Source organism: Streptomyces sp. TLI_146, assembly GCF_002846415.1.
In the GTDB taxonomy this organism is placed as follows: domain Bacteria; phylum Actinomycetota; class Actinomycetes; order Streptomycetales; family Streptomycetaceae; genus Streptomyces.
The window spans coordinates 6,187,843-6,213,565 of record NZ_PJMX01000001.1; the positions used below are offsets into that span (position 1 = coordinate 6,187,843).

The following is a 25,723-nucleotide window of genomic DNA, read 5'->3' on the forward strand; positions in this document are numbered from 1 at the left end:
GAGGGGGTGCGGAAGCCGGTCGCGACAATGGCCGCAATGCGCCTCCGCACTTGTCGCCCCGAGGGCCCGCCGGGCGTCCGGCAGGCGGACAGTTGGACGGGTGCGGCGGCGATCCGGTTCCCTCCGCCGCACCCTTTTCCGCTGGGCCTCCGCTAGGCCAGGCTCTCGCGCCACGCCCGGTGCAGATCGGCGAACCGCCCCGTGCCCGCGATGAGTTCGGCGGGCGGCCCGTCCTCGACGACGCGGCCGTGCTCCATCACCAGCACCCGGTCCGCGATCTCCACGGTCGACAGCCGGTGGGCGATGACGACGGCGGTACGGCCGTGCAGCACGGTGTGCATCGCGCGCTGGACCGCCCGCTCGCCCGGGATGTCCAGGGACGAGGTCGCCTCGTCGAGGATCAGCACCGCCGGGTCCGCGAGCAGCGCGCGGGCGAAGGCGACCAGCTGGCGCTGGCCCGCCGAGATGCGCCCGCCCCGCTTGCGCACGTCCGTGTCGTAGCCGTCCGGCAGCCGGCTGATGAAGTCGTGCGCGCCGATCGCCTTCGCGGCCCGCTCGATCTCCTCGCGGCTCGCCTCGGGGCGGCCGATGGCGATGTTGTCGGCGACCGTGCCGGAGAAGAGGAACGCCTCCTGGGTGACCATGACGACCCCGCGCCGCAGCTCGGGCACGGCCAGCTCGCGCAGATCGACGCCGTCGAGCAGGACCCGGCCGGTGGAGGGGTCGTAGAAGCGGGCGAGCAGTTTGGCGAGGGTGGACTTGCCCGCGCCGGTCGAGCCGACCACGGCCACGGTCTGCCCGGCCGGGATGGTCAGGTCGAAGCGGGGGAGGACCTCGCCGCCCGTACGGTACGAGAAGCCGACGCCGTCGAACTCCACGCGCCGCCCCGGCAGTTCACCGGACCGCTCCGGCAGCGGCACCGGCCGCTCCGGCTCGGGCACGGTCGGGACCTGGGCCAGCAGCCCGGCGATCTTCCCGAGGGAGGAGACGGCCGCCTCGTACGAGTTGAGGAACATCCCGAGCCGGTCGATCGGGTCGTACAGCCGCCGCAGATACAGCACGGCGGCGGCCAGCACGCCCAGCGCGAGGGTGCCGTCGGCGACCCGGTAGGCACCCCACAGCACCATCGCGGCCACCGCGGTGTTGGCCACCAGTCGCGACCCCACCACATACTGGGCCATCTCCAGGATGGCGTCGCCGTTGGTGCGTTCGTGCCGGTGGTTGAGCTCGTGGAACTCCTCGTCGTTGGCGCGCTCGCGGCGGAACGCCTGGACCGGCCGGATGCCGTTGAGGGTCTCCGCGAACTTGACGATCACGGCCGCGATCGCCGTCGAGCGGGCGTCGAACGCGCGCGAGGCGCGGCGCCGGTAGCGGCGGATCAGCAGGTGCAGCGGTGCGTACGAGGCGACGGCGAGCGCGCCGATGCCCCAGTCGAGCCAGAGCAGCACGACGCAGATGTACACGCCGGAGAGCACGACGCCGATGAGCTCCTGGAGCCCCTCGTTGAAGAGTTCGCGCAGCGACTCCACGTCGGAGGTGGAGCGGGAGATGAGCCGGCCCGAGGTGTACCGCTCGTGGAAGTCCACGCTCAGCGCCTGCGCGTGCCGGAAGATCCGCCCGCGCAGATCGAGCAGCACGTCCTGGCCGACGCGGGTGGAGGCGCTGATGAACGCGTACTGGAGCAGCCCGGCCCCCAGGGCGCAGACGAGGTACCCGGCGCCGACGGCCACCAGCGGCCCGTAGTCGTCCTCGCGGAACGCGGGCACGCCCCGGTCGATGGCGTACGCGACGAGCAGCGGCCCCGCCTGCACGGCCGCCTGCTGCAACAGGATGAGCAGCGCGGTGACCACGACGCGGCGCCGCATGGGGCGGAGCAGGTCCAGGAGGAGGGCGCGGGTGGCGCCGGCGGGGGAGGGGAGGGCGTCGCGGTCGAAGGGATCGCCGGGCGGCGGGGTTCTCGGCCCCTCCGGCTCCTCCGGATCGGCCTGCCGTTCCGTACCGATGGTGGTCGTCATCGTTGTTCCCCCTCGTCCCCCGTGCCGGACATCAGCCAGGCGTACTCGGCGTTGCTGCGCAGCAGTTCCTGATGGGTGCCGACGGCGGCGACGCGGCCGCCGGAGAGCAGCGCGACCCGGTCGGCGAGCATCACCGTCGACGGGCGGTGGGCGACGACCAGCGCGGTGGTCTCGCGCAGGACGTCGCGCAGGGCCGCCTCGACGCGGGCCTCGGTGTGGACGTCGAGCGCGGAGAGCGGGTCGTCGAGCACCAGGAACCTGGGCCGCCCGACGACGGCCCGCGCGAGGGCGAGCCGCTGCCGCTGCCCGCCGGAGAGGCTGAGCCCCTGCTCACCGACCTGGGTGTCGACGCCGTGCGGCAACTCCCGTACGAACCCGGCCTGCGCGACGTCGAGCGCCCGGTCGAGGTCCTCGGGCCCGCCGCCGCCCATCAGGACGTTCTCGCCCACGGAGGCGGAGAAGAGGGTGGGCTCCTCGAACGCCACGGCGACGAGCGCGCGCAGCTCCTCACGCGACATGGAGGCGATGTCGACCCCGTCGAGGGTGATGCGCCCTCCGGTGGCTTCGTACAGCCGCGGCACGAGGGCGGTGAGGGTGGTCTTCCCGGACCCGGTCCCCCCGACGATGGCCATGGTCTCGCCGCTGCGGATGTGGAGATCGATGTCGAGGAGGAGGGGCGGGCTGTCGCCGGGGGCGTCGGGGTAGCGGAAGGCGACTTGGTGGAACCGGATGCCGAGGTCCCCGTGGTGTGCCCGGTCCTTGTCCGCGGGTGTGTGGTGGGCTGGTCGCGCAGTTCCCCGCGCCCCTGGGGGGTGCGGGTCCTCCGGGACGCAACGAGCGGGAACAGGGGCCGCAGGCCCCGTTCCTCCAGGGGCGCGGGGAACTGCGCGACCAGCCACCCGCCGGTCCGCAGACGAACGCGCAGCGGGGCCCGGGGGCGCAGCCCCCGGGAGGGCGGCCTTGCTCACCGGAGGGACTGGCTCGTCCAGGACCTCGAAGTACCGCTCCGTCGCCGTCCCCGCCTCCTGGCTCATCGCCAGCAGGAACCCGATCGAGTCCACCGGCCACCGAAGGGCCAGCGCCGTGGACAGGAACGCCACCAGCGTCCCGGCCGACAGATCCCCGTCGGCCACCCGCACGGTCCCCAGCACCAGCGCCGCCCCGATCGCCAGCTCCGGGATCGCCGTGATCACACCCCACAGCGCCGCCAGCAGCCGCGCCTTGTGCAGCTCCGTGCCCCGCAGCTCCCGCGCCAGCGCACCGAACGCCCGCGCCTGGCTGCGATGCCGCCCGAACCCCTTGATGATCCGGACGCCGAGCACGCTCTCCTCGACCAGCGTCGTCAGATCGCCCACCTGGTCCTGCGCCCGCCGCGCCGCCAGCGAGTACCGCGTCTCGAAGAGCGAGCACAGCGCCACCAGCGGCACCACGGGCACGATCAGCACCAGCCCCAGCGTCCACTCCTGCGACAGCAGGATGACGAAACCCACCAGGATCGTCACCGCGTTGACCAGCAGGAACGTCAGCGGGAACGCCAGGAACATCCGGACCAGGCTCAGATCCGTCGTCCCCCGCGACAGCAACTGGCCCGACGGCCACCGGTCGTGGAAGGACACCGGCAGCCGCTGCACATGCCGGTACAGATCCGCCCGCATCGCCGCCTCCACCCCCGCCAGCGGCCGCGCCACCAGCCACCGCCGCAGGCCGAAGAGGAGCGCCTCGGCCACCCCGAGAAGCAGCAGGACGAGCGCCCCCAGCCAGACCCCGCCGGGGTCGCTGTCGCTCACCGGGCCATCGACGATCCACTTCAGTACGAGCGGGATCAGCAGCCCGAGGCAGGACGCGAGGACGGCGACAAAGGCCGCGCTGAACAGCCGAGTTCGGACGGGGCGTACGTACGGCCAGAGCCGGAGCAGCGTACGGACCGTCGACTGGTTCTTGGGGGGTGCATGTGTGTCTGGCATCAATCATCGAGCCTAAACTTCACCACCGACAACGCCCACCGGCTTTTCGACCGGGGACCAAGGTCGTAGGCGCCGTGCTCCCTCCGCGCTAGCCCGTCACGCGCAGCACCTGCACCGACCGCGCCCCCACCGCCACCTCCCCGCCACCCCGGTGCACCCGCCCGGCCACCCCCGCCTGGTCCTCCGACGCCGTGTCGACGACCACCTCGTACGCCTCGCCCCACGGCGCCCCCGGCACCACGAAACCCGTCGGCCGGCTGCCCGCGTGCAGCACGATCAGGAAGCTGTCGTCCACCACGGGCGCGCCGCGGGCATCGCGCCCGGGGATGTCGCGGCCCGACAGGTACAGGCCGAGCGTGGACGTCGGCGCGTACCAGTCCCGCTCCGTCATCTCCGACCCGCGCGCCGTGAACCACGCCAGATCCCGCAGCCCGTCCGCCCCCTGCGCCCGGCCGGAGAAGAAGGCGCGCCGCCGCAGCACCGGATGGCGGTGGCGCAACGCGACCAGGCGGCGCGCCAGTTCGAGCAGCCCGCGCGGGCCCGGCTCGTCCAGGAGGGACCAGTCGACCCACCCCACCTCGCCGTCCTGGCAGTACGCGTTGTTGTTGCCCCCCTGCGTACGCCCCATCTCGTCCCCGGCCACCAGCATCGGCACCCCCGTGGACACGAGCAGCGTCGTCAGCAGGTTGCGCAGCTGGCGGCGGCGCAGCGCGTTGATCCGGGGGTCGTCCGTCTCGCCCTCCACCCCGCAGTTCCAGGACCGGTTGTCGTCCGTCCCGTCCCGGTTGCCCTCCCCGTTCGCCTCGTTGTGCTTGCGCTCGTACGAGACCAGGTCCCGCAGGGTGAAGCCGTCGTGGGCGGTGACGAAGTTGATCGAGGCGTACGGGCGGCGGCCGCCCCACGCGTACAGGTCGCTCGACCCCGACAGGCGGTAGCCCAGATCGCGCACATCCGGCAGCGCCCCCCGCCAGAAGTCCCGCACCGCGTCCCGGTAGCGGTCGTTCCACTCCGTCCACAGCGGCGGGAAGGCCCCGACCTGGTACCCGCCGCGCCCTACGTCCCACGGTTCGGCGATCAGCTTGACCCGGCGCAGCACCGGGTCCTGCGCGATGACGGCCAGGAACGGGGAGAGCATGTCGACGTCGTGCATCGAGCGGGCGAGGGCGGCCGCCAGATCGAAGCGGAAGCCGTCCACCCCCATCTCCGTCACCCAGTACCGCAGCGAGTCCGTGATCAGCCGCAGCACCTGGGGCTGCACCACGTGCAGCGTGTTGCCGCAGCCCGTGTAGTCGGCGTACCGGCGCGCGTCCGACTGGAGGCGGTAGTACCCCTTGTTGTCGATGCCCCGCAGCGACAGCGTCGGGCCGCGCTCGCCCGCCTCCGCCGTGTGGTTGTAGACCACGTCGAGGATGACCTCGATGCCCGCCGCGTGCAGCGCCCGCACCATCCGCTTGAACTCGCCGACCTGCTGGCCCGCCGTCCCGGACGCCGAGTACGCCGCGTGCGGCGCGAAGTAGCCGATCGAGTTGTAGCCCCAGTAGTTGCGCAGGCCCCGGCGCAGCAGATGGTCCTCGTGGGCGAACTGGTGCACCGGAAGCAGCTCGACCGCCGTCACCCCCAGACGTACGAGATGGTCGAGCGCCGCCGGATGCGCCAGCCCCGCGTACGTCCCGCGCAGCTCCTGCGGGATCCCCGGGTGCCGCTTGGTGAAGCCGCGCACATGCAGCTCGTAGATGACCGAGTCGGCCCACGGCGTCTTGGGGCGGCGGTCGTCCGACCAGTCGTCGTCATCGTGGACGACGACCCCCTTGGGGACGTACGGCGCCGAGTCCCGGTCGTCCCGTACGGTGTCGGCCACCTGCTGCTGCGGCCAGTCCCGTACGTGCCCGTACACCTGCGGCGGCAGCGCGAAGTCGCCGTCGACCGCGCGCGCGTACGGGTCGAGCAGCAGCTTCGACGGGTTCCAGCGGGCCCCCGTCCAGGGGTCCCAGCGGCCGTGCACCCGGTAGCCGTACGGCTGCCCCGGCCGCACGCCCGGCACGAAGCCGTGCCAGATCTCATGGGTGAGCTCGACCAGGGCGAGCCGGGTCTCGGTGCCCGCCGCGTCGAACAGACAGAGCTCCACCGACTCCGCCCCGCCCGCCCACAGCGCGAAGTTGGTGCCCGCCGCCCCGTCCGGCCCCACCCGGAACCGGGCCCCCAGCGGCGTCGGCGCGCCCGGCCAGACCGTCGGCCGCACCGCGCCGGGACCGGCCCGCCGACCGCGGTGGCCGTTGAGCTCCCGGTGTCCTTCCCCCTGCGGAACCGGGCGCCCCACCGCCCGCTCCGCCTCCTGCTCGGCTGCGCTCGACACCCCTCGGCCTCCCGCGGCTCGGCGCCTGGACGGAGCGCGGCGTCCCGGCCGCGGCTCTCCACGCGTGTCCTCGCAGGTTTTCTTCCCGTTACCCGGCTCGTACTCACGTTTCCCCCGGCGGGGCGCGGTCGTTGACCGGTCGTGAGATTCGTACTGAAGCGGGCAGGGGCGACCACCGCGGCCGCCCTGACATGGGTGGGACTGACGGCGGCGCTGGTGGCCGGGGTGGCCGGGTGCAGCGGGGACCTGGACATCGGCGGGGTCGACGGGGTCAAGGACGTCGTCGCGGGCAAGGCGCGATCGCCCAGGGAAGTGATCCTGGTGACCCCCGAGGACGGGGCCAAGGGCGTCAAGGCGGACGGGAGAATCGAGGTGCGGGTGCCCGGCGGGCGCCTGGAGCGGGTCAGGGTGATGAAGTCCGAGGACGCGCAGCCGGAGGAGGTGCCGGGCCGGATCACCGACGACGGCCTCTCCTGGGAGCCGACCCGGGGCGCGGCCGGGCGGCTCGAACTGGCCGCCAAGTACACGGTGGACGCGGTGGCGCTCGACGGCCACGGCCACCGCCAGGCCCGGCACACCAGCTTCACCACCCTGGTCCCCGAGCACCGGTTCATCGGCTACTTCAAGCCGGAGAACCGCTCGACGGTCGGCGTCGGCATGATCGTCTCGTTCAACTTCAACCAGCCGATCGAGAACCGGGCGGCCGTGGAGCGCGCCATCAGGGTCACCTCGAAGCCGCCGGTCGAGGTCGTGGGCCACTGGTTCGGCAAGGAGCGCCTCGACTTCCGGCCCAGGCAGTACTGGAAGCCCGGCACCAAGGTCACCGTGGACATGCGGATGCGCGACGTCCCTGGCGCCCCCGGGGTCTACGGCATCCAGGAGAAGCGGATCGGCTTCACCATCGGGCGCGACCAGGAGTCCCTGGTGGACGCCGACGCGCACACGATGGAGGTGCGCCGGGGCGGCGAGCTGGTCAGTACGGTCCCGATCTCGGCGGGGTCGCCGAAGAACACCACGTACAACGGCAAGATGGTCGTCACCGAGATGTTCGACGTGACCCGGATGAACAGCCGCACGGTCGGCTTCGGCGGGGAGTACGACATCCCGGACGTGCCGCACGCCATCCGGCTGACCGCCTCCGGGACCTTCCTGCACGGCAACTACTGGGCGTCCTCGGGCACCTTCGGCTCCAGCAACACCAGCCACGGCTGTGTGGGCCTGCGGGATGTGAAGGGCGGCAGCCCGGACACCCCGGCGGGCTGGTTCTTCGACCGCACGCTCGTCGGTGACGTGGTGGAAGTCATCAACTCCCGTGACAAAACGGTCGCGCCCGACAACGGGCTCGGCGGCTGGAACCTCGACTGGGCGAAGTGGAGGGCGGGCTCGGCCCTCTGACCTTCCCCCGGCCGGCCGGTCCGGCCCGTACACACCCCCGGTGACGTCGTGATGTAGCCACAGCGAACGCATAGGACCATTGGGACTGAACAGTGACATTCGCGTGGCGGTGAGTGTGCGTCCGGTGTGATTACCTAGGCAATCGTGTGCGCGCGAGGACGCGCGCGGGGGTGTTTTTCAGTGCGGGCCGTGGCGTGATCCAGGCCGTGCGAGGGGAGAGAACTGTCGTGAACGGGCAGCACATATCGGGGGCTCCGACGAGAGCGGCGGGGCGGCGCGGTACGCCGGGTCTGCTGGCTCTTCTGCTGGGGGCGCTGCTCCTGCTGGTCACCGCGTGCGGTGGCGACGACTCCGCCGGCGGCGGTGACGGCAAGGGAAAGGGCGGCGCCGGCAAGGCGGGCGAGGACACCAAGGCCTCGGCCGCGGTCGTCACCATCGCGCCCAAGGACGGCGCCAGTGACGTGCAGACGAGCGGCGCGCTGAAGGTCTCCGCCTCGCAGGGCAAGCTGACCGCCGTAGCGGTCGCGGACACCAAGGGCAACGCGGTGGCCGGAAAGATCTCCCCCGACGGCACCGGTTGGACCCCGGACCAGCACCTCGCCTCCGCCACCAAGTACAAGGTGCACGCGGTCGCCAAGGACGACGACGGCCGCGAGTCCGCCAAGGACACCACGTTCACCACGCTCGTCCCCAAGAACACCTTCATCGGCACCTACGCCCCCGAGGACGGCGACACCGTCGGCGTCGGCATGCCGGTCTCGATCAACTTCAGCCGCGGCATCACCAACCCGCAGGCCGTCGAGAAGGCCATCAAGGTGACGGCCGAGCCGTCGGTGCCCGTCGAGGGCCACTGGTTCGGCAACGACCGCCTGGACTTCCGCCCGGAGAAGTACTGGGCCGCGGGCACCAAGGTGACCGTCAAGTTCAACCTGGACGGCGTCGAGGGCCGCCCCGGCGTCTACGGCAAGCAGACCCGTACGGTGAAGTTCACCGTCGGCCGCTCGCAGGTCTCCACGGTCGACGCCGCCGCCCACACCATGACCGTCGTGCGCGACGGCAAGACGCTCAGGACCATCCCGATCAGCGCCGGCTCCCCGCAGAACACCACGTACAACGGCCAGATGGTGATCAGCGAGAAGTACCAGGTGACCCGGATGAACGGCGCCACCGTGGGCTTCGGCGGCGAGTACGACATCAAGGACGTGCCGCACGCGATGCGCCTGTCCAGCTCGGGCACCTTCATCCACGGCAACTACTGGGGCGACCCGTCGGTCTTCGGCAACACCAACACCAGCCACGGCTGCGTCGGTCTGCGGGACGCGCGCGGCGCGGGCGACTCCTCGACCCCGGCGGCCTGGTTCTACGACCGCTCGCTCATCGGTGACGTGGTCGTCGTGAAGAACTCCAAGGACAAGCAGATCCAGCCGGACAACGGCCTCAACGGCTGGAACCTGTCCTGGGCGGAGTGGACCAAGTAGGACGCCTCCGACAGGAACGGACCCGGTCGCTGTGACGCACAGCACCGGGTCCGTCGTCGTCGGCGGCAACTAACCTGCTGCCATGACTGTGACCCTCGAAGTCTCCGAAGGCGTCGGCACCCTCCGCCTGGACCGCCCCCCGATGAACGCCCTGGACATCGCGATCCAGGACCGGCTGCGCGAGCTGGCCGAGGAGGCGACGCGCCGCGACGACGTACGCGCCGTGGTGATCTACGGCGGCGAGAAGGTGTTCGCGGCGGGCGCGGACATCAAGGAGATGCAGGCGATGGACCACACCGCGATGGTGGTGCGGTCCCGGGCGCTCCAGGAGTCGTTCACCGCCGTCGCGCGCATCCCCAAGCCGGTCGTCGCCGCCGTCACCGGGTACGCGCTCGGCGGCGGCTGCGAGCTCGCGCTCTGCGCCGACATCCGGATCGCCGCCGACAACGCCAAGCTGGGCCAGCCCGAGATCCTGCTCGGCCTGATCCCGGGCGCGGGCGGCACCCAGCGCCTGTCCCGGCTGATCGGCCCGTCCCGGGCCAAGGACCTCATCTTCACCGGCCGGATGGTCCGGGCCGACGAGGCCCTGTCGATCGGCCTGGTGGACCGGGTGGTCGCGGCGGAGAAGGTGTACGAGGAGGCGCACGCCTGGGCGGCGAAGCTCGCCCAGGGACCGGCGCTCGCGCTGCGCGCCGCCAAGGAGTCCATCGACGCGGGTCTGGAGACGGACATCGAGACCGGGCTCGCCATCGAACGGAACTGGTTCGCGGGCCTGTTCGCGACCGAGGACCGCGAGCGCGGGATGCGCAGCTTCGTCGAGGAGGGCCCCGGCAAGGCCAAGTTCCTCTGAGCCGAGCGCGGTTGGATACCGGTCGTACACCCTGCGGGTGGATTAGCCTGGCCTTAACGCAGCCTTAAGTACGACCGGCTCCGAACGCATGGTGATCAGCCGATCGCTGCTCGTCATCGCAGCTCGTGGGCGGTATGGGCGTGATCCACTGCCGTCGGCATATGCTGAACGAGCTCCCCGGAACCTCTGGTTCCGGGGGCCGTTTTCCCCGGGAACGGCCCCGGAGGCGGCTCCGGGCGGCCATGATGGGTCCATGGCGGGGCTGGAGGGTGTGGAACAACCGCGGCAGCGCGCTGGCGCGACCGCGGCTCGGTGGTCGCCGGCCGTCGAGGACGAACGGGCGCTCAAGGCGCTGGAGTTGTTCGGCAACCCGACGGACGAAGAGGTACGGCTGCCGTCCCGGCCCGAGTCCGCGGCGACCGCGCGCCGGCTCACCCAGTGCGTGATACTGCGCCAGTGGGCGCTATCCCCGGCCCTCGCCGAGCAGGCGATCCTGCTCGTCTCCGAACTGGTCGGCAACGCGGTCCGGCATACCGGTGCCCGCGCCTTCGGGCTGCGGATGATGAGACGGCGGGGCTGGATCCGGATCGAGGTGCGCGACCCTTCGCGCGGGCTGCCCTGTCTGATGCCGGTCCACGAGATGGACACCAGCGGGCGCGGGCTCTTCCTCGTCGACAAGCTCTCCGACCGCTGGGGCGTGGACCTGCTGCCGCGCGGCAAGACGACCTGGTTCGAGATGCGGGTCGCCGACCGCTGAGCCGGGCCCCTGGTCCATGGACGCTCTCGGACGCACCGAAGCCCCCGTGCCTGCCGGGTGCGGCCTGCCTGCGGGGGCTTCTGAGGAGCGCCGCCGCGGACCGGAGGGGGTGTGATCCACGGCGACTGAAGACGACCGAGCTCGGGTCAATGAGCGGTCGTGTCTCCGACTATGGCAGACGGGGGGCCTTCACGCCAAAAGTCCTTACTCGGACAAACTTCCCCATACCGTGACAGTTTAGCTGTGAATCGTAGGTGAACTAGAGCACGTACCTTGTTAATGCTGAATAAGTATGGGTGTCGCTGAGTGAATCATCGAAGCTGCCTGTCCGGTGAATGGCGTGTCCCGGCGACCCGCAAAGGTCCTGAAATGGGTCAATCATTACCTTCCGCCTGTGGGCGCACTTAAATGTCCATGTGCTGAATCCATCTCCCCGTGGGGTCGACCGCCGCAGCGCACTGCGTGCCGGGGCGGGGGCGGCCGTCGTGGGGGCCTTCGCGGCCGGCTGCACGGACGACGAGGGCGGCGCCGGGCCGCCGCCCGCCACCGCGACGCCCACCGCGCCCGCCGCCTCCGCCCGTCCCGGCACCACCCGCGCCGCACCGGCCCCCCGCGCCTTCCCGGCGCAGCCCGACCAGATCGCGCACGGGCCCCGCGACCGGCCGAAGGTCGCGCTCACCTTCCACGGCCAGGGCGACCCCAAGGACGCCACCGCCGTCCTCGCCGAGGCCGAGCGGGCCGGCGCCAGGGTCACCGTGCTGGCCGTCGGGAGCTGGCTCGACGAGCACCCGCGGATGGCCGGCCGCATCCTCGACGGCGGCCACGACCTCGGCAACCACACCCAGCGCCACATCGACATCTCGGCGCTCGCGGAGCCGGACGCGTACGCCGAGATCACCGGCTGCGCGGACCGGCTGCGCCGGATCACCGGCTCCATCGGGACCTGGTTCCGGCCCTCCCGTACCCAGTACGCGACGCCGCTCGTTCAGAGACTGGCCCGGCGGGCCGGGTACCCGCATGTGCTCTCGTACGACGTCGACTCGCTCGACTTCACCTCGCCCGGCGCCCCGGCCGTGACGCGCAACGTCACCGGGCGGATCCGCAACGGATCCGTGGTGAGTCTGCACTTCGGCTACGCGGACACGATCGCCGCGCTGCCGGCCCTCCTCGCCGACCTCGACCGCCGCGGACTGCGCGCGGTGACCACCACGGAGTTGCTGACCTGATGCCGACCCCCACCAAGAGGACCGCCGCGCTGCTGTGCGGCCTCCTGCTCGCCGCGCTCGCCGGCTGTAGCTCGTCCGCGGACAAGGGAGGGAACGAGGCCCTGGGCACCAAGGGCGCCGCGCAGCCCGTGCCGAAGCAGGCCGTGCCCCAGGGCCTGCCCGGGATGCCGCCGGTCCTGGACCCCAAGGACGCCTACGCCGCGGACCGCCCGGGCGCCCTCCAGCCGGCCGTGAAGAACTTCCTCGAACGCGTCTACGTGCCCAACACCAACTCCAACACGGTGTCGGTGATCGACCCCAAGACGTACAAGGTGATCGAGACCATCCCGGTCGGGCACCAGCCCCAGCACGTCGTGCCCTCCTGGGACATGAAGACCCTGTGGGTCAACAACGACCTGGGGGACAGCCTCACCGCCATCGACCCGGCGACCGGCAAGACGGGCCGCACGGTCCAGGTCTCCGATCCGTACAACCTCTACTTCACGCCGGACGGCAAGTACGCGGTCGTGATGGCGTCCATGGACCGCGAGCTGGTGTTCCGCGAGCCCGTCAACATGAACCGGGTCAAGACCGTCCCGGTCCACTGCGCGGGCGTCAACCACGCCGACTTCTCCATGGACGGCCGGTACTTCATCGTCTCCTGCGAGTTCTCCGGTGAGCTGCTCAAGGTCGACACGGCGAAGATGCAGGTCATCGCCCACCAGAAGCTGCCGTTCGAGGGGGCGATGCCGCAGGACGTGAAGATGTCCCCGGACGGCAAGACCTTCTACATCGCCGACATGATGGCCCACGGCATGTGGGTCATGGACGGCGACCGGTTCAGCACCCCGACGCTGCTGCCCACCGGCAAGGGCTGCCACGGCCTGTACGTCAGCCGCGACTCCAAGGAGATGTACATCTCCAACCGCGGCGAGGGAACCATCTCCATCTTCGACTTCGCCCAGAACAAGCTGACCAAGAAGTGGCACCTGCCGGACGGCGGCAGCCCCGACATGGGCGGGGTCTCGGCCGACGGCAAGGTCCTGTGGCTGTCCGGCCGTTACGACGCCGAGGTGTACGCGATCGACACCGCCACCGGCAAGGAGCTCGCCCGTATCCCGGTCGGCTCGGGCCCGCACGGCCTCGCGGTCTATCCGCAGCCGGGCCGCTACTCGCTGGGCCACACCGGCATCTTCCGCTGAGTCCATATGGATGCACGCACGGCCGTCCCCGGGATGTCTCCCGGGGGCGGCCGCGTCTCACAGGCCGTGTCTCACCGTCCGGGTCTCACCACAGCACCGGCAGCCGTTCCGGCAGGCGCTTGATGAAGCCGGTGCGCCACACCAGCTGCTGCGGCGGGACCGCGAGGCGCAGCCCCGGCAGCCGCTCCACCAGTACGCCGAGCGCGACCTCCGCGTGCGCCCGGCCAAGGCCCGTGGCCGGGCAGAAGTGGCGGCCCGCGCCGAAGGAGAGGTGCGGGTTGACCTCGCGGTCCAGGTCGAGCCGTTCGGGGTCGGTGAAGACCTCCGGGTCGAAGTTGGCGCCCTCGACCAGCACGAGCACCAACTCGCCCTTCTTCACCAGCACTTCGCCGACCCGGACGTCCTCGGTGGCCAGCCTCGGCAGGCCGTCCCCGATGGAGAGGTTCCACCGCAGCAGCTCGTCCACGGCCCGGCCCATCCGGTCCGGGTGAGCCCGCAGGTACCCGATCAGCTCCGGGTGCTGGAGCAGCGCGAGCACCGCGAGCACCAGGAACGCGGACGTCGAGACGGCGCCCGCGCCGAACAGCGAGACCGCGACCGTCGCCAGCATCTCGTCGGTGAGGTGCGCGGACTCCTCCTCCGTACGCAGTTCAGCGAGGCGGCCGAGCAGGCCCGCGCGCTGGTCCTCCGGCGCGTTGAGCCGGTCGACCATGTACCCGAGGTCCTTGTACCAGTTGAGGCGGGAGCCCTCGAAGGCGTGCGGGCTGGTCATGAACGCGATGTCAAGACCGCTCATCAGCCGCCGCCAGTCCGCGAACGGCACCCCGACCACCTTGCAGTGCAGGGCCGCCGAGAAGGGGTCGGCGAACCCCGCCCGGAAGTCCGCCGGCGGTCCCTCGGTGAGCAGTCCGTCGACGAACTCGTCGGCCCGCTCCCGCAGCCACTCCCGCAGGCCGTCGGTGCGCGGGTTGAGCGCCTTCATCACGGCGCCGCGCAGCCCCGCGCTGTTGATGTTCCCCATGTTGTTGACGACCTCCGGCGGGATCGTCAGCGCGTACTGGCGCGGGGCACCCGGGGCCGCGGTGTCCTTGAGGCTGAACCGGTCGTCCTCCAGGACGCGTTTGGCCAGCGCGTAACTGCTCACCAGCCAGGCGGTGTCGCCGGTCAGGGTGCGCACCCGGGCCACCGGCGCCTTGGTGCGCAGGGCGGCGCACTCCTCGGGGAGGACATCGCCGCGCCGGCCGAGCGGGAAGTCGAGCAGGGGGCCGGTGTCGGTGCTGGTGGTGCTCGTGGTGCTGGTGCGGCTCATGCGGCGACTCCTTCCGGGTGGACGGCCTGCGGGCGCACGATCGCGTACGCCTGGTTGCGGGAGGCGCGCAGGCCGCCGCCCTTGGCGTAGAGGAGTTCGGTGAGCGGGATCAGCGCGTGGTAGCTGGACACCGAGGACGGGACCTGGAGGATTCCCGGGGTGTCGAGGAAGAACGGCAGCTCGGCGGCGATGTAGTCGAGGCAGGCGCCGAGTTGCGCCGGGCTCACCGGGGCGCCGTCGGCCTTCCCGGCCAGGAACGCGGCGGCCATCTCCTCGCAGCCCGTACGGAATTCGCGGTCGGTCGCGAGGAAGTGCCGCACCCGGCGGTGCAGCAGGTCGTACACAGGGTTGCCCTCGAACTCGGAGAGCGCGTGCACCCCGACCGGGAGCCCGGGGCGGGCGGCCTCCTCGACGCCCCGCACGATCCTTCTGCGGACCGCCTTCAGCTCCTTGGCGGCCCGCCTGCGCGCGTGCTCGTCGTCGTAGCCGAGGGTCGCGAACATCCGGTCCACATGGCGGTCGGCGTAGACGAGGTCGACCCGGTCGAAGCGGGCGGAGGCCCAGCGGACGAGACCGGCGATGCGGGCGGCGCTGAAATAGCTGTTTCCCGGACTCACCCCGATGAGGACGTGGTCGCCCTCGTCCCAGATGAAGCGACAGCTCCGGGTGAACGGCTGGAAGGTAAAGGTGGTGGTTGCTTCAGTGGTGGCAGTCACTCCTGAATCGCCCCAGCGCCGCGAGTCCCTGGGAGCCCTGTGCTCCCGGTGTGGCGGCGACAGCACGAAGTTATCGCCCGGTGGCGGAGCGTAGGGAAGAGGGTCCCGGACTTTTGGCGGGAATTCGCCCCCACGAAATGCCGGGGGCGATGTTTGCGGGACGCGGTGGGGCCGACGGGGGTGCGAAAAGAGGCTCTCGGTCGGTCTCGGCGCGGCTCAGTGCGCGACGAGCAGCGCTTCCGAGCCGACGGGGCGGTACCCCGCCGCCTGGAACGTCCGTACGCTGCGGGCGTTGCCGGGCGACTGCTGGGCCCAGATCACCGGCTCGGGCGCCAGATGCCGCGCCGCCAGCGCGAGCTGTACGCCGAGCCCGCGCCCCCGCACGCCGTCGTCCACCTCGATGGCCGCCTCCCAGCGGCCCGCCACGCCCCGCCCGAGGACCAGCACCCCGCCGGGCGTCGCCCACACCCGCACCTCGTCCCGGAACTTCAGCGCCCGGGCCACCCGGGGATGGCCGGGGTCCTCGAGCTCGGTCAGCGCGAGCGGCGGCTCGCCGGGCAGGGCGGGTGCGCAGGTGAGGAGGTCGACGCAGTTCATCCGACGGCCGGTACGGGCCATCAGCGCGGTCAGGAACGAGGGGTTCATCGAGGCGGCGAACGGATCGGCGTCGGTGGCCGCGAGGGTCTGCCGGATCCACTCCGGGTCCTCGTCCAGGAACACCACGGAGTGCGCGGTGAACGCGAGCACTCCCGCGTCGCGCGGGTTCGGCTGGGGAACGACGGTGGTCGCCCCGTCCGTCGGCGGGAAGTGCCCGCGCGCGGCGGCGGCCAGTATGTCGCCCAGTTCCTGCCCCATGCCCTGCAACCTCTCGTGGCCGTCCGTTCTCCTCCCCCATGATCACCCATGGACGGGGGGCCGGGCGCCGTACGGAAAGGGCCCGGGGCCGGTTAGTCTGACCCCCGTCAAAAACGCACCAAGATAGGGGTGGACCCAGTGGCGGACATCGAAGAGGCCCGCAAGGCGTTCGCGCGGCTCGACGTCGACGGCAACGGCGAGGTGACGGCGACCGAGTACAAGCAGGTCATGGCCCAGCTGGGCGACTTCCACGTCACGGAGACCGTGGCCCAGGCCATCATCAGGGCCAAGGACGCCAACGGCGACGGCAAGCTCTCCTTCGAGGAGTTCTGGGCGTCCCTCGACAAGTGACCCCCGCTCTCACGTCCGCCGGCCCGTGGTGACACGGGTCGGCGGACGTCGTTTTTCCCCGGTCGCGGCTCCGCCCGCCCGCCGCGCATCATGATCGATCGTGGACCGTCCAATAACAGAACCGCACGCGTCATCTTAGGAAAAACTCGAAGGTGATCGAGGCAAGAACGGCCTCAACAAGGGTCGCGCCGCTCGATATCGCCACCTCGCGAGCGCTTCATCAACTAGATTTTCGCCGGGGACTTCGCTACCGTTCTGGCACGTTACTCACCGGTCCGATTTTCGAACCCGGCTCGGTGGGATGAAGTGAATAGGATGAAAGGAGTTGACCATGCCTTTCTCATTATCACTCGGGCGGGAAGGAACGTGGGGCCGGATCATGCGTCGTATTTTTTCCTGGGTGAGGCCGGGCGGCACCGGCCGCCGGTCGGCGGACGACGGGAATCCGGATGCGGACACCTGCCTCTTCTGTCGGCGGGAGCGGCCGGACCTGAACCGGATCATGCATGAGAACAAGACTTTTTATATCCGCTACGACAACTTCCCCGCAGCGGAAGGCCATGTCGAAATCGTTCCGAAGCGCCATGTCGAGTCGTTTTTCCAGCTGACGACCAGGGAGCTGAAGGACGCCTATTCCCTGATCCGCTTTGCGCGGGAGAACATCGACGACCGGCATCATCCCGACGGATACACGATCGGGGTGAACGAGGGGCGGGCCGCCGGGAGGACCATCGACCACCTCCATATCCATCTGATTCCCCGGCATCACAACGATGTGGCCGACCCGCGCGGCGGCATCCGCCGGGCGGTTCCCAACTGTGAACCGGACACCTGGACGGCCCGGCCGGAACCCGGGGAGAAGGCGGCCGAGGATCTCGCCGGGGCGCACCGGGGCCGGAACTGACGGCGGTCCTCCGGTACGTGAGCACGGTCCCGCGGGGCCTAGATGTCGTCGAGACCGCCGTGCCCGAGCCGTGAGCACAGGGAATTGATCTCGTCCCACAGAGCCCGGTGATCGAGGGAGTCGTGTCCGCGGCTCGCGTCCACGCTGACGCATCCGCGAAAGGTGCCGGCGCCCCCTCGGATGGGGCTGGCGAAGACCGCTCCGCGGTGCCGGACGCGCTGGAACTCCGCCCAGTCGAATCCCATGACGGCTTCGGCCCCATGGGCGGCCCGGTAGGCCTCGAACTTCCCCTGGTCGCTCAGCTCGGCGGCCAGTTTCGCCACGTCCTTCGAGACCTCGGAATTGCTTCTCCAGCAGAGCCCGACCACGCCCACGCCTTTGGGCGGGGCGAACGTCCTGGTCGTCGGAGTGCTGCCGAGGCGATAGGTCGCGACGCGCTGGAGATATCCGTGGACGGGATGGCGGAGCGACCTGCGGATGCGCCAGATGTGCAGACCCAGGTCCTGGAGTTCGACGGGTGGCTGCGCGCGTACCGCGAGGCACAGCATCTTTCCGTAATGGGTGAGTATCTCCTGGCGGATGGCCGAGCTCCGCTCGACCCTTTTCCGCTCGGACAGTGCCTGGAAAGGGGTGAAGGCCCCGAATATCCCGATGACGCAGATCAGCGTCACGATGACAAAGGGCCGCCCGCCCGATAAGTCGGTCCAGAACTTCCGGTCGGGGAAGTCGTACTGACGAGCCACCATGCAGATACTGGCCGCGAGCAGGATCAGACGATCCAGGATCTTGGCCGTCAAGGACCTCATTCGCACATTCTAGTGCGGACTCCCGCAGATGCCCCCGAGCAGTTCCTGAATTCTCCGCCGCTCCTGCGCTATTCCTCCACGCGGCCGGTGGCCAGCAGACTGATGTCGGATTTCTGGTGCTTCCAGGCAACTCCGGGAAGCGGGCGCACCGCGCCGAGGTGGTTTACGGACTCCGCCCGGCCGGTGCCCGTGGCCTCGCCGATGACATGGAACTCCAGCCCCGCGAGATCGAACTCGGCCCGGCACTTTTCGAGCTTTCCCGGATCCAGGGTGAAGGCGAGCTGGAAGTCGGAGGAGGCGCTCATCGACAGCGCCAGGGGTTCGACGCCCATGAGGTCGGCGACCATGCCCACGGCCGGCTCGACGGGCACGTCCTCCTCGACCACGCGGAACCCCACGCCGCTCGCCTGCGTGATCTGCTCGATGGTGGCCTTGAGGCCGTCCGAGGTGTCCTGGCAGGCCGTCGCGTACGCCTTCGCACCGAGGATCCTGCCTTCGGCGACCCGGGCCCGGGGACGCCTCCAGCCGTCCAGCAGCCTGCGCTCCACCTCTTCGGGCAGCCCCTTCTCGAACGTGTCCCGCTTGGGGAAGTAGGCGACGGCCGCTCCCAGCAGCCCGCACGGGCCGGTGACACAGAGCAGGTCGCCCGGGCGCGCACCGCTGCGCATCAGCGCGCTCCCCGGCTTGCACACCCCGAACGCCGTGGCGGAGAGGATGATCCGCTCGGCGTTCCCGATGTCGCCGCCGACGTTCAGCGTTCCGCAGTCCGTGCAGCCCTGGTGGATGCCCGCGATCACCTCCTGGAACTCCGCGTCGTCCACCTCGTGGGGATAGCGGACCACGCTGAGCACGCCGATCGGGGTGGCTCCCATGGCGGCGATGTCGCTGACGTTGGCGACGGCCAGGTAGTAGCCGATGTCGAACCCCGAGAGCAGCCCCATCTCGTAGAGGACGAACTTGGGGCCGCGGACGTAGTCCGAGCCGACGACCAGGCTCATGGGCGAGCTCAGGTCGTAGACGGCGCAGTCGTCCTTCGCGTCCGCCCCCGCGGTCAGCCGGACGTCGAGTCCGTCCGCGCCGACGCTCGTTCCCGACTGTCCGGTGAGGAACTCACCGATGAGCTGCTGCACCCTGGTCGGCTCGTCCGAGTAGGCCGGCTGGCGAGGAGTCACGATGTCCTGTTCTTCCCGGGGGCTCATGAGGTGTGCCGCCGCAGCCCGTGCAGGGCGGAGGCGAAGACGGCCGACGCCGGGCTGTAGGTCGAGTCGACCTCCATCGCGTTCGGCATGGCCCGGATGGCGTCGCGGTTCCGAAGGTCGCGTTCGGTGGCCGGCCCCACGCTCGTGGAGCGGTCCTTGAGGTGGCGGTACTGCGCCCGGCGGCGTTCTCGGCGAATCGTCTCGCTGGCCGTCAGATAGACGTGCAGGGAGGCGTGGGGGAGGAGAGTGACGGCCACATCCCGACCGACCGCGACGATGTCGTCGTACTTCTCCACGATGCTCTGGTGCAGGCGGAGGATTTCCCGGCGGCAGGCCTCGTCCTGTGCGATCGCTTTGAGATTGCCGTCCAGCGAGGCGTGCCAGATTTGCTCGGTGATGTCTTCGCCTCTGAAGAGAATCGCGTGATGCTGGCAGATTCCCCTTTTCCCCTGCCGGTGGTGGACCTCGGGCCGGTGGACGAGAAGCGATCCGAGATCCGTCCTCAGCCTTTCGACGGGTACGTGATCGAGGGCGTAGGCCAGGCTGCGATAGGTGACACCGGTGTCCAGGAAAGCCAGGCCGAGTTCTTCCGCCAGGCTGGTGGCCAGGGTGGTCTTTCCGCTGGCGGTCGGACCGTCGATGGAAATGGATACGGCGGGCATGTACGTCCTCCGGGCCGGCTTCATAGCGGGTTTCGGTCCGGGCCGACGCGCCAGGCCGACGTCAGCGCGACCGTTTCGCGAAAGATTTCCTTGCGGACCACGAGCGCGTAGTCCCACAGCGGGTCCGCGATTCCGACGATCTCCGCGACCTTCGAACGCAGATATTGGCGGGGCATGGCAGGCCGGGGCCGGTAGACGTTCATCCCGTCCTCGTGCAGGCACATGAAGTAGGGGACGTCGTCGAACGCGGCCAGGTGCTCCAGGCCCGCGAGAGCCGTCGGGGCCAGCCCGTCGGCCAGGATGAGCTCGTCCACCCGGCGGCCGTCGACGGGGAGGATGTGCCAGTGCGCATGGGATATACAGGCGCTGGACTGCATTCCGGGGCTGGAACCGTGTTCCAGCACGGTGAACATGCCGAACGTCTCCCGATAGGCGGGCTCGACCTTTCCCAGCAGCTCCGGGAGTTCTTCGTCGAAAACATTGGCCAACTGCGCAAAGCTGAAATAGTGATCAACGGGCAGAAGGAGAAGATGGCCGAGGGTCATGGGTGACAGGTCGGCCAGTAAGCGGAAGTTTTCCGTCGAGTGGATGAGGCGGCTGGGCGGCTCTCCCCTGTACACCATCGAAAACGTGGTGTCCCGTGAACCGGCGAGTTCCTGGCAGAGGTCGGATCCGACGCACTCAATCCCGCGCGGCATGTTCCACTCCTCGACTTGTGGAGCAGGTGCGTCCTCGGATGAAGGCCGGAAAGACGGCGATAACGTACTGTAGTCGCCCGTAGCATGCAAGCGGAGTACGGTAATAGGCCAAAGTGGGTCGACAGGTTCCGATCAATAGGGTGATCGAGGATTCCGCGCCCGCTGCCGAGGCTCGCCTTTTCGTTCGGAGCGCCGGGGCGCCGCCCCCTTCACGGCAAAAGGCGGCGGCGAGGACCACCAGGTCCTCGCCGCCGCCTTGCCGGAGTGTCAGACCGCCGTCAGCACTCGATGATGTTGACGGCCAGACCGCCGCGCGCGGTCTCCTTGTACTTCACGGACATGTCGGCGCCGGTCTCCTTCATGGTCTTGATGACCTTGTCCAGGGACACCTTGTGGCTGCCGTCGCCGCGCATCGCCATCTTCGCCGCGGTCACGGCCTTCACGGCCGCCATGCCGTTGCGCTCGATGCACGGGATCTGCACCAGACCGCCGACCGGGTCGCAGGTCAGGCCCAGGTTGTGCTCCATGCCGATCTCCGCGGCGTTCTCGACCTGCTCGGGGGTGCCGCCCAGGACCTCGGCCAGCGCGCCCGCGGCCATCGAGCAGGCGGAGCCGACCTCGCCCTGGCAGCCGACCTCGGCGCCGGAGATCGAGGCGTTCTCCTTGAAGAGCATGCCGATCGCGCCGGCGGCCAGCAGGAAGCGGACCACGCCCTCGTCGTCGGCGCCGGGCACGAAGTTCATGTAGTAGTGCAGCACCGCCGGGATGATGCCCGCGGCGCCGTTGGTGGGCGCGGTGACGACGCGGCCGCCCGCCGCGTTCTCCTCGTTCACCGCCATCGCGTACAGCGTCGCCCACTCCATCGCGTGCGCGTCCGGGTTGCCCTCGGCGCGCAGCTGGCGGGCGGTGGTTGCGGCCCGGCGGCGGACCTTCAGACCGCCCGGCAGGATGCCCTCGCGGGACATGCCGCGCGAGACGCACGCCTGCATCACACGCCAGATCTCCAGGAGCCCGGCGCGGATCTCGTCCTCGGTGCGCCAGGCCTTCTCGTTCTCCAGCATCATCGCGGAGATCGACAGGCCGGACTCCTTGGCGAGACGCAGCAGCTCGTCGCCGGTGCGGAAGGGGTACTTCAGGACCGTGTCGTCCGGCACGATCGGGTTCTCGCCCGCGACCGCGTCCTCGTCGACGACGAAGCCGCCGCCCACCGAGTAGTACGTCTTCTCCAGGACCGGCGCGCCCTCGCTGTCGTACGCGAAGATCGTCATGCCGTTGGCGTGGTACGGCAGCGCCTTGCGGCGGTGCAGGATCAGGTCCTCGTCGAAGTCGAAGGGGATCTCGTGGGCGCCGAGCAGGCTGATCCGGCCGTCCGACTTGATCCGCTCCACCTGCTCGTCGGCGCTCTCCACGTCGACCGTGCGCGGCGAGTTCCCCTCCAGGCCGAGGAGGACGGCCTTGGGGGTGCCGTGGCCGTGGCCGGTGGCGCCGAGCGAGCCGTACAGCTCGGCCCGTATCGAGGCGGTGTGGGCCAGCAGGCCCTCGTTCTTCAGGCGCCGCGCGAACATCCGGGCAGCGCGCATCGGGCCGACCGTGTGGGAGCTGGACGGGCCGATGCCGATCGAGAACAGGTCGAAGACCGAGATGGCCACGGGAGACTCCTAGAGGGGTAGACGCCGTTGTCTGCCGGGGTGGTGCAGAGCGAGCAGGTGGAACGGGCGGTGCAAGGGTTCGGGGCACCGCACTCACTGTCCAGTGTGCGCGGTGCCCCGAAGGTTCGTACGAATAAAAGGGTACGAAACTACTTCAGGCCGGGGTACAGCGGGTGCTTCGCGGCCAGGGCGGAGACCCGGGCCGAGAGCGCGGCCTTGTCGAAGTCCGGCTTCAGGGTCTCGGCGATGATGTCGGCGACCTCACGGAAGTCGTCGGCGTCGAAACCGCGGGTGGCCAGCGCCGGCGTGCCGATCCGCAGGCCCGAGGTGACCATCGGGGGCCGCGGGTCGTTCGGGATGGCGTTCCGGTTGACCGTGATGCCGACCTCGTGGAGGCGGTCCTCGGCCTGCTGGCCGTCCAGCTCGGAGTTCCGCAGGTCGACGAGGACCAGGTGGACGTCCGTGCCGCCGGACAGGACCGAGACGCCGTGCGCGGTGACGTCGTCCTGGACCAGGCGCTCGGCCAGGATGCGGGCGCCGTCCAGGGTGCGCTGCTGGCGCTCCTTGAACTCCTCCGAAGCGGCGACCTTGAAGGACACCGCCTTGGCCGCGATCACGTGCTCCAGCGGGCCGCCCTGGAAGCCGGGGAAGACCGCGGAGTTCAGCTTCTTCGCGAAGTCCTTGTTCCGGGCCAGGATGATGCCGCCGCGCGGGCCGCCGAGCGTCTTGTGCGTGGTGGAGGTGACCACGTCCGCGAAGGGCACCGGGTTCGGGTGCAGCCCGGCCGCGACCAGGCCCGCGAAGTGCGCCATGTCGACCCACAGGAGGGCCTCGACCTCGTCCGCGATGCGGCGGAACTCGGCGAAGTCCAGCTGACGCGGGTAGGCGGACCAGCCCGCGATGATCACCTTGGGGCGGTGCTCCTTGGCCAGCCGCTCGACCTCGGCCATGTCGACCAGACCGGCGTCGTCGACGTGGTACGGGACCACGTTGAACTGCTTGCCGGAGAAGTTCAGCCGCATGCCGTGGGTGAGGTGGCCGCCGTGCGCCAGGTCCAGGCCGAGGATCGTGTCGCCGGGCTGGGCGATCGCGAACAGGGCGGCCTGGTTGGCGGAGGCGCCGGAGTGCGGCTGGACGTTGGCGTACTCCGCGCCGAACAGGTCCTTGACCCGGTCGATCGCGATCTGCTCGGTCACGTCCACGTGCTCGCAGCCGCCGTAGTAGCGGCGGCCCGGGTAGCCCTCGGCGTACTTGTTGGTGAGGACCGTGCCCTGGGCCTCCATGACCGCGACCGGAGCGAAGTTCTCCGAGGCGATCATTTCGAGGGTGGACTGCTGGCGGACGAGCTCGGCGTCGACGGCGGCGGCGACGTCCGGGTCCAGCTCATGGAGGGACTGGTTCAGAAGCGACATCGGAAGTTCCCTGGAGTGGTAGGTCAGCCGGCGGCGAAGGCGGTGTACTCGTCGGCGGAGAGCAGGTCGCCCGGCTCCTCGGCGACGCGCACCTTGAACAGCCAGCCGCCCTCGAAGGGGGCGGAGTTCACCAGCGACGGGTCGTCGACGACGTCCTGGTTGGCCGCGACGACCTCGCCGGAGACCGGCGAGTACAGGTCGCTGACCGACTTGGTCGACTCCAGCTCGCCGCAGGTCTCGCCCGCGGTGACGGTGTCGCCGACCGCCGGGAGCTGGGCGAAGACGACGTCACCGAGCGCGTTGGCCGCGAACTCGGTGATGCCGACCGTCGCCACACCGTCCTCCGTGGCCGACAGCCACTCGTGCTCCTTGCTGTAACGCAGCTGCTGAGGGTTGCTCATGACCTGAATTCTCCTGTACGAGGGGGAGTGGTGGTGAACGGGAAAGTCATGCGGTGCGTGTGCGAGGGGTCACTTCTGCCGCTTGTAGAACGGCAGCGCCACGACCTCGTACGGCTCATGCGTACCGCGGATGTCGACGCCGACACCGGAGGTGCCCGGTTCGGCGTGCGCGGCGTCCACGTACGCCATGGCGATCGGCTTGCCCAGCGTCGGCGACGGGGCGCCCGAGGTCACCTCGCCGACGACCTCGCCGCCCGCCACCACGGAGAACCCGGCGCGCGGCACCCGGCGGCCCTCGGCGACCAGACCGACCAGCTTGCGGGGAGCCTTCGCGGCGGCGCGCTCGGCGGCGGCCTCCAGGGCGGCGCGGCCCACGAAGTCGCCGTCCTTCTCGAACTTCACGACCCGGCCGAGCCCCGCGTCGAACGGGGTGAGGGAGGTGGTCAGCTCGTGCCCGTACAGCGGCATGCCCGCCTCCAGGCGCAGCGTGTCGCGGCAGGACAGACCGCACGGCACCAGGCCCGCGTCCTTGCCCGCCTCGGTGAGCGCCTGCCACAGCTTCTCGGCGTCGGCCGGGGCCACGAAGAGCTCGAAGCCGTCCTCGCCGGTGTAGCCCGTACGGGCGATCAGCGCCGGGACGCCGGCCACGGTGCCGGGCAGGCCCGCGTAGTACTTCAGGCCGTCCAGGTCGGCGTCGGTGAGCGACTTCAGGATGCCGGGGGACTCGGGGCCCTGGACGGCGAGCAGCGCGTAGTTGTCGCGGTCGTCGCGGACCTCGGCGTCGAAGGCGGCCGCGCGCTCGGTGATCGCGTCCAGGACGACCTGGGCGTTGCCGGCGTTGGCGACGACCATGTACTCGTCCTCGCCGAGGCGGTAGACGATCAGGTCGTCGACGATGCCGCCGTCCTCCTGGCAGATCATCGTGTAGCGGGCGCGGCCCACGCCGATGGTGCTCATGTTGCCGACCAGCGCGTAGTCCAGCGCCTGCACGGCCTGCGGGCCGGTGACGGTGATCTCGCCCATGTGGGAGAGGTCGAAGAGACCGGCCCTGGTGCGCACGGCGGTGTGCTCGTCGCGCTCGCTGCCGTACCGCAGCGGCATGTCCCAGCCGGCGAAGTCGGTCATGGTCGCGCCCAGCGAACGGTGAGTTGCGTCAAGGGCGGTGAGACGGGGATTGCTCATGAGGGTGTGACTCCCAGGGCATGACGGCGAGGACGATCCTCCCCATCTGTCATCGGAACCTGAGAGGTTCGCCGGGAGACCCGGCTTGCACCTTGGGTGGAGCCGCGCCGTCCGGGAACGCGCGACTCGCTTTTCAGATCTGCCTCATCCACGCGGTACGGGGCCTGAGAGATTCAAGGGAGGGACTTGCTCCTTCGGCGCCCCGCGGTCCTCCCGGCCTTCTGGGGCCTTGGGGGAACTGCCGGGGACTCTCCCGCGTGGATTCAAGCGGCCGGTATGCAGTTTGGCGCGCACATCATTGCACGCCTCCCACGGGCAGAACATCACCCGAGTCTCATTACCATCCTTTTACGCGCATGG

22 protein-coding genes and 1 riboswitch are annotated in these 25,723 nt (G+C 70.3%); of the genes, 8 read left to right on the forward strand and 14 right to left on the reverse strand.

All coding sequences use genetic code 11. The annotated features are described in order from the left end of the window. Positions 1 to 152: 152 nt before the first annotated feature. The 3 genes from BX283_RS27765 to glgX all read right to left on the reverse strand — a co-directional run bounded on the left by BX283_RS27765 (position 153) and on the right by glgX (position 6,332). On the reverse strand, positions 153 to 2,015 hold the full coding sequence (locus BX283_RS27765; protein WP_101390222.1) for an ABC transporter ATP-binding protein: 1,863 nt from the start codon (positions 2,013 to 2,015) through the stop codon (positions 153 to 155). Further along, positions 2,012 to 3,979 (reverse strand): ABC transporter ATP-binding protein, encoded by a 1,968-nt coding sequence (locus tag BX283_RS27770; RefSeq protein WP_101390223.1) that lies wholly within the window; start codon positions 3,977 to 3,979, stop codon positions 2,012 to 2,014. The genes BX283_RS27765 and BX283_RS27770 overlap by 4 nt, the downstream gene beginning before the upstream one ends. Positions 3,980 to 4,067: 88 nt before the next feature. After that, entirely contained in the window at positions 4,068 to 6,332 is a 2,265-nt protein-coding gene (glgX, locus tag BX283_RS27775; protein WP_101390224.1) for a glycogen debranching protein GlgX, read from the reverse strand. A gap of 141 nt (positions 6,333 to 6,473) precedes the next feature. Here glgX and BX283_RS27780 point away from each other — a divergent pair, with 141 nt between their 5' ends. From BX283_RS27780 to BX283_RS27805, 6 genes are all read left to right on the forward strand, one after another. Next, complete coding sequence (locus BX283_RS27780; protein WP_101390225.1) at positions 6,474 to 7,727, forward strand: Ig-like domain-containing protein; 1,254 nt, start codon at positions 6,474 to 6,476, stop codon at positions 7,725 to 7,727. A gap of 227 nt (positions 7,728 to 7,954) precedes the next feature. Then, complete coding sequence (locus tag BX283_RS27785) at positions 7,955 to 9,205, forward strand: Ig-like domain-containing protein (protein WP_101390226.1); 1,251 nt, start codon at positions 7,955 to 7,957, stop codon at positions 9,203 to 9,205. An 82-nt stretch (positions 9,206 to 9,287) separates the two neighbouring features. Continuing rightward, positions 9,288 to 10,055, forward strand: a complete 768-nt coding sequence (locus BX283_RS27790; RefSeq protein WP_101390227.1) for an enoyl-CoA hydratase/isomerase family protein — start codon at positions 9,288 to 9,290, stop codon at positions 10,053 to 10,055. Between the two features lie 148 nt (positions 10,056 to 10,203). Beyond that, the gene (locus BX283_RS27795; protein WP_257584395.1) at positions 10,204 to 10,812 is read left to right on the forward strand and encodes an ATP-binding protein; all 609 of its coding nucleotides are present in this window, start codon (positions 10,204 to 10,206) and stop codon (positions 10,810 to 10,812) included. 419 nt (positions 10,813 to 11,231) lie between these two features. After that, on the forward strand, positions 11,232 to 12,038 hold the full coding sequence (locus tag BX283_RS27800) for a polysaccharide deacetylase family protein (protein ID WP_101392611.1): 807 nt from the start codon (positions 11,232 to 11,234) through the stop codon (positions 12,036 to 12,038). After that, positions 12,038 to 13,219 carry a YncE family protein gene (locus BX283_RS27805; protein ID WP_101390229.1) on the forward strand — a complete coding sequence of 394 codons (1,182 nt, stop codon included), beginning with the start codon at positions 12,038 to 12,040 and terminating at the stop codon, positions 13,217 to 13,219. The genes BX283_RS27800 and BX283_RS27805 overlap by 1 nt, the downstream gene beginning before the upstream one ends. A gap of 85 nt (positions 13,220 to 13,304) precedes the next feature. Here BX283_RS27805 and BX283_RS27810 read toward each other — a convergent pair whose 3' ends face one another. The 3 genes from BX283_RS27810 to BX283_RS27820 all read right to left on the reverse strand — a co-directional run bounded on the left by BX283_RS27810 (position 13,305) and on the right by BX283_RS27820 (position 16,099). Continuing rightward, on the reverse strand, positions 13,305 to 14,528 hold the full coding sequence (locus BX283_RS27810) for a cytochrome P450 (protein ID WP_101390230.1): 1,224 nt from the start codon (positions 14,526 to 14,528) through the stop codon (positions 13,305 to 13,307). Further along, entirely contained in the window at positions 14,525 to 15,244 is a 720-nt protein-coding gene (locus BX283_RS27815; protein WP_101390231.1) for a tRNA-dependent cyclodipeptide synthase, read from the reverse strand. Before BX283_RS27815 ends, BX283_RS27810 begins: the two co-directional genes overlap by 4 nt. A gap of 216 nt (positions 15,245 to 15,460) precedes the next feature. After that, the gene (locus BX283_RS27820; RefSeq protein WP_101390232.1) at positions 15,461 to 16,099 is read right to left on the reverse strand and encodes a GNAT family N-acetyltransferase; all 639 of its coding nucleotides are present in this window, start codon (positions 16,097 to 16,099) and stop codon (positions 15,461 to 15,463) included. A 138-nt stretch (positions 16,100 to 16,237) separates the two neighbouring features. On the opposite strand from BX283_RS27820, the gene BX283_RS27825 reads away from it, so the two are divergent. After that, positions 16,238 to 16,450, forward strand: a complete 213-nt coding sequence (locus BX283_RS27825; RefSeq protein ID WP_067164534.1) for an EF-hand domain-containing protein — start codon at positions 16,238 to 16,240, stop codon at positions 16,448 to 16,450. A gap of 379 nt (positions 16,451 to 16,829) precedes the next feature. Then, positions 16,830 to 17,354 carry an HIT family protein gene (locus tag BX283_RS27830; RefSeq protein ID WP_101390233.1) on the forward strand — a complete coding sequence of 175 codons (525 nt, stop codon included), beginning with the start codon at positions 16,830 to 16,832 and terminating at the stop codon, positions 17,352 to 17,354. 38 nt (positions 17,355 to 17,392) lie between these two features. Here BX283_RS27830 and BX283_RS27835 read toward each other — a convergent pair whose 3' ends face one another. The 8 genes from BX283_RS27835 to gcvT all read right to left on the reverse strand — a co-directional run bounded on the left by BX283_RS27835 (position 17,393) and on the right by gcvT (position 25,363). Beyond that, entirely contained in the window at positions 17,393 to 18,160 is a 768-nt protein-coding gene (locus tag BX283_RS27835; protein WP_101390234.1) for a hypothetical protein, read from the reverse strand. 68 nt (positions 18,161 to 18,228) lie between these two features. Next, positions 18,229 to 19,332: a thiamine-phosphate kinase gene (gene thiL / locus BX283_RS27840; RefSeq protein ID WP_180357269.1), complete on the reverse strand. Its 1,104-nt coding sequence runs from the start codon at positions 19,330 to 19,332 to the stop codon at positions 18,229 to 18,231. A gap of 23 nt (positions 19,333 to 19,355) precedes the next feature. Beyond that, on the reverse strand, positions 19,356 to 20,021 hold the full coding sequence (locus BX283_RS27845; protein WP_180357270.1) for a (d)CMP kinase: 666 nt from the start codon (positions 20,019 to 20,021) through the stop codon (positions 19,356 to 19,358). A 20-nt stretch (positions 20,022 to 20,041) separates the two neighbouring features. Beyond that, positions 20,042 to 20,719, reverse strand: coding sequence for an HIT family protein (locus BX283_RS27850; RefSeq protein WP_101390237.1), 678 nt, complete (start codon positions 20,717 to 20,719; stop codon positions 20,042 to 20,044). A 278-nt stretch (positions 20,720 to 20,997) separates the two neighbouring features. Beyond that, positions 20,998 to 22,368 carry an L-serine ammonia-lyase gene (locus tag BX283_RS27855; RefSeq protein ID WP_101390238.1) on the reverse strand — a complete coding sequence of 457 codons (1,371 nt, stop codon included), beginning with the start codon at positions 22,366 to 22,368 and terminating at the stop codon, positions 20,998 to 21,000. Between the two features lie 149 nt (positions 22,369 to 22,517). Continuing rightward, the gene (glyA, locus tag BX283_RS27860) at positions 22,518 to 23,780 is read right to left on the reverse strand and encodes a serine hydroxymethyltransferase (protein WP_101390239.1); all 1,263 of its coding nucleotides are present in this window, start codon (positions 23,778 to 23,780) and stop codon (positions 22,518 to 22,520) included. A gap of 23 nt (positions 23,781 to 23,803) precedes the next feature. Beyond that, entirely contained in the window at positions 23,804 to 24,181 is a 378-nt protein-coding gene (gene gcvH, locus BX283_RS27865) for a glycine cleavage system protein GcvH (protein WP_101390240.1), read from the reverse strand. Positions 24,182 to 24,250: 69 nt separating this feature from the next. Next, positions 24,251 to 25,363 carry a glycine cleavage system aminomethyltransferase GcvT gene (gene gcvT / locus BX283_RS27870; protein ID WP_101390241.1) on the reverse strand — a complete coding sequence of 371 codons (1,113 nt, stop codon included), beginning with the start codon at positions 25,361 to 25,363 and terminating at the stop codon, positions 24,251 to 24,253. 143 nt (positions 25,364 to 25,506) lie between these two features. Beyond that, positions 25,507 to 25,629: riboswitch (glycine riboswitch) on the reverse strand. Positions 25,630 to 25,723 lie beyond the last annotated feature (94 nt).

What these genes read in the sequence shown, in the direction of transcription:
- gcvH (WP_101390240.1), bottom strand. Translation starts at nt 24,181, where the DNA reads ATGAGCAACCCTCAGCAGCTGCGTTACAGCAAGGAGCACGAGTGGCTG.
- BX283_RS27835 (WP_101390234.1), bottom strand. Translation starts at nt 18,160, where the DNA reads ATGAGGTCCTTGACGGCCAAGATCCTGGATCGTCTGATCCTGCTCGCG.
- BX283_RS27820 (WP_101390232.1), bottom strand. Translation starts at nt 16,099, where the DNA reads ATGGGGCAGGAACTGGGCGACATACTGGCCGCCGCCGCGCGCGGGCAC.
- BX283_RS27790 (WP_101390227.1), top strand. Translation starts at nt 9,288, where the DNA reads ATGACTGTGACCCTCGAAGTCTCCGAAGGCGTCGGCACCCTCCGCCTG.
- BX283_RS27850 (WP_101390237.1), bottom strand. Translation starts at nt 20,719, where the DNA reads ATGCCGCGCGGGATTGAGTGCGTCGGATCCGACCTCTGCCAGGAACTC.
- BX283_RS27810 (WP_101390230.1), bottom strand. Translation starts at nt 14,528, where the DNA reads ATGAGCCGCACCAGCACCACGAGCACCACCAGCACCGACACCGGCCCC.
- BX283_RS27845 (WP_180357270.1), bottom strand. Translation starts at nt 20,021, where the DNA reads ATGCCCGCCGTATCCATTTCCATCGACGGTCCGACCGCCAGCGGAAAG.
- BX283_RS27805 (WP_101390229.1), top strand. Translation starts at nt 12,038, where the DNA reads ATGCCGACCCCCACCAAGAGGACCGCCGCGCTGCTGTGCGGCCTCCTG.
- glyA (WP_101390239.1), bottom strand. Translation starts at nt 23,780, where the DNA reads ATGTCGCTTCTGAACCAGTCCCTCCATGAGCTGGACCCGGACGTCGCC.
- gcvT (WP_101390241.1), bottom strand. Translation starts at nt 25,363, where the DNA reads ATGAGCAATCCCCGTCTCACCGCCCTTGACGCAACTCACCGTTCGCTG.
- BX283_RS27765 (WP_101390222.1), bottom strand. Translation starts at nt 2,015, where the DNA reads ATGACGACCACCATCGGTACGGAACGGCAGGCCGATCCGGAGGAGCCG.
- BX283_RS27770 (WP_101390223.1), bottom strand. Translation starts at nt 3,979, where the DNA reads ATGCCAGACACACATGCACCCCCCAAGAACCAGTCGACGGTCCGTACG.
- BX283_RS27830 (WP_101390233.1), top strand. Translation starts at nt 16,830, where the DNA reads ATGCGTCGTATTTTTTCCTGGGTGAGGCCGGGCGGCACCGGCCGCCGG.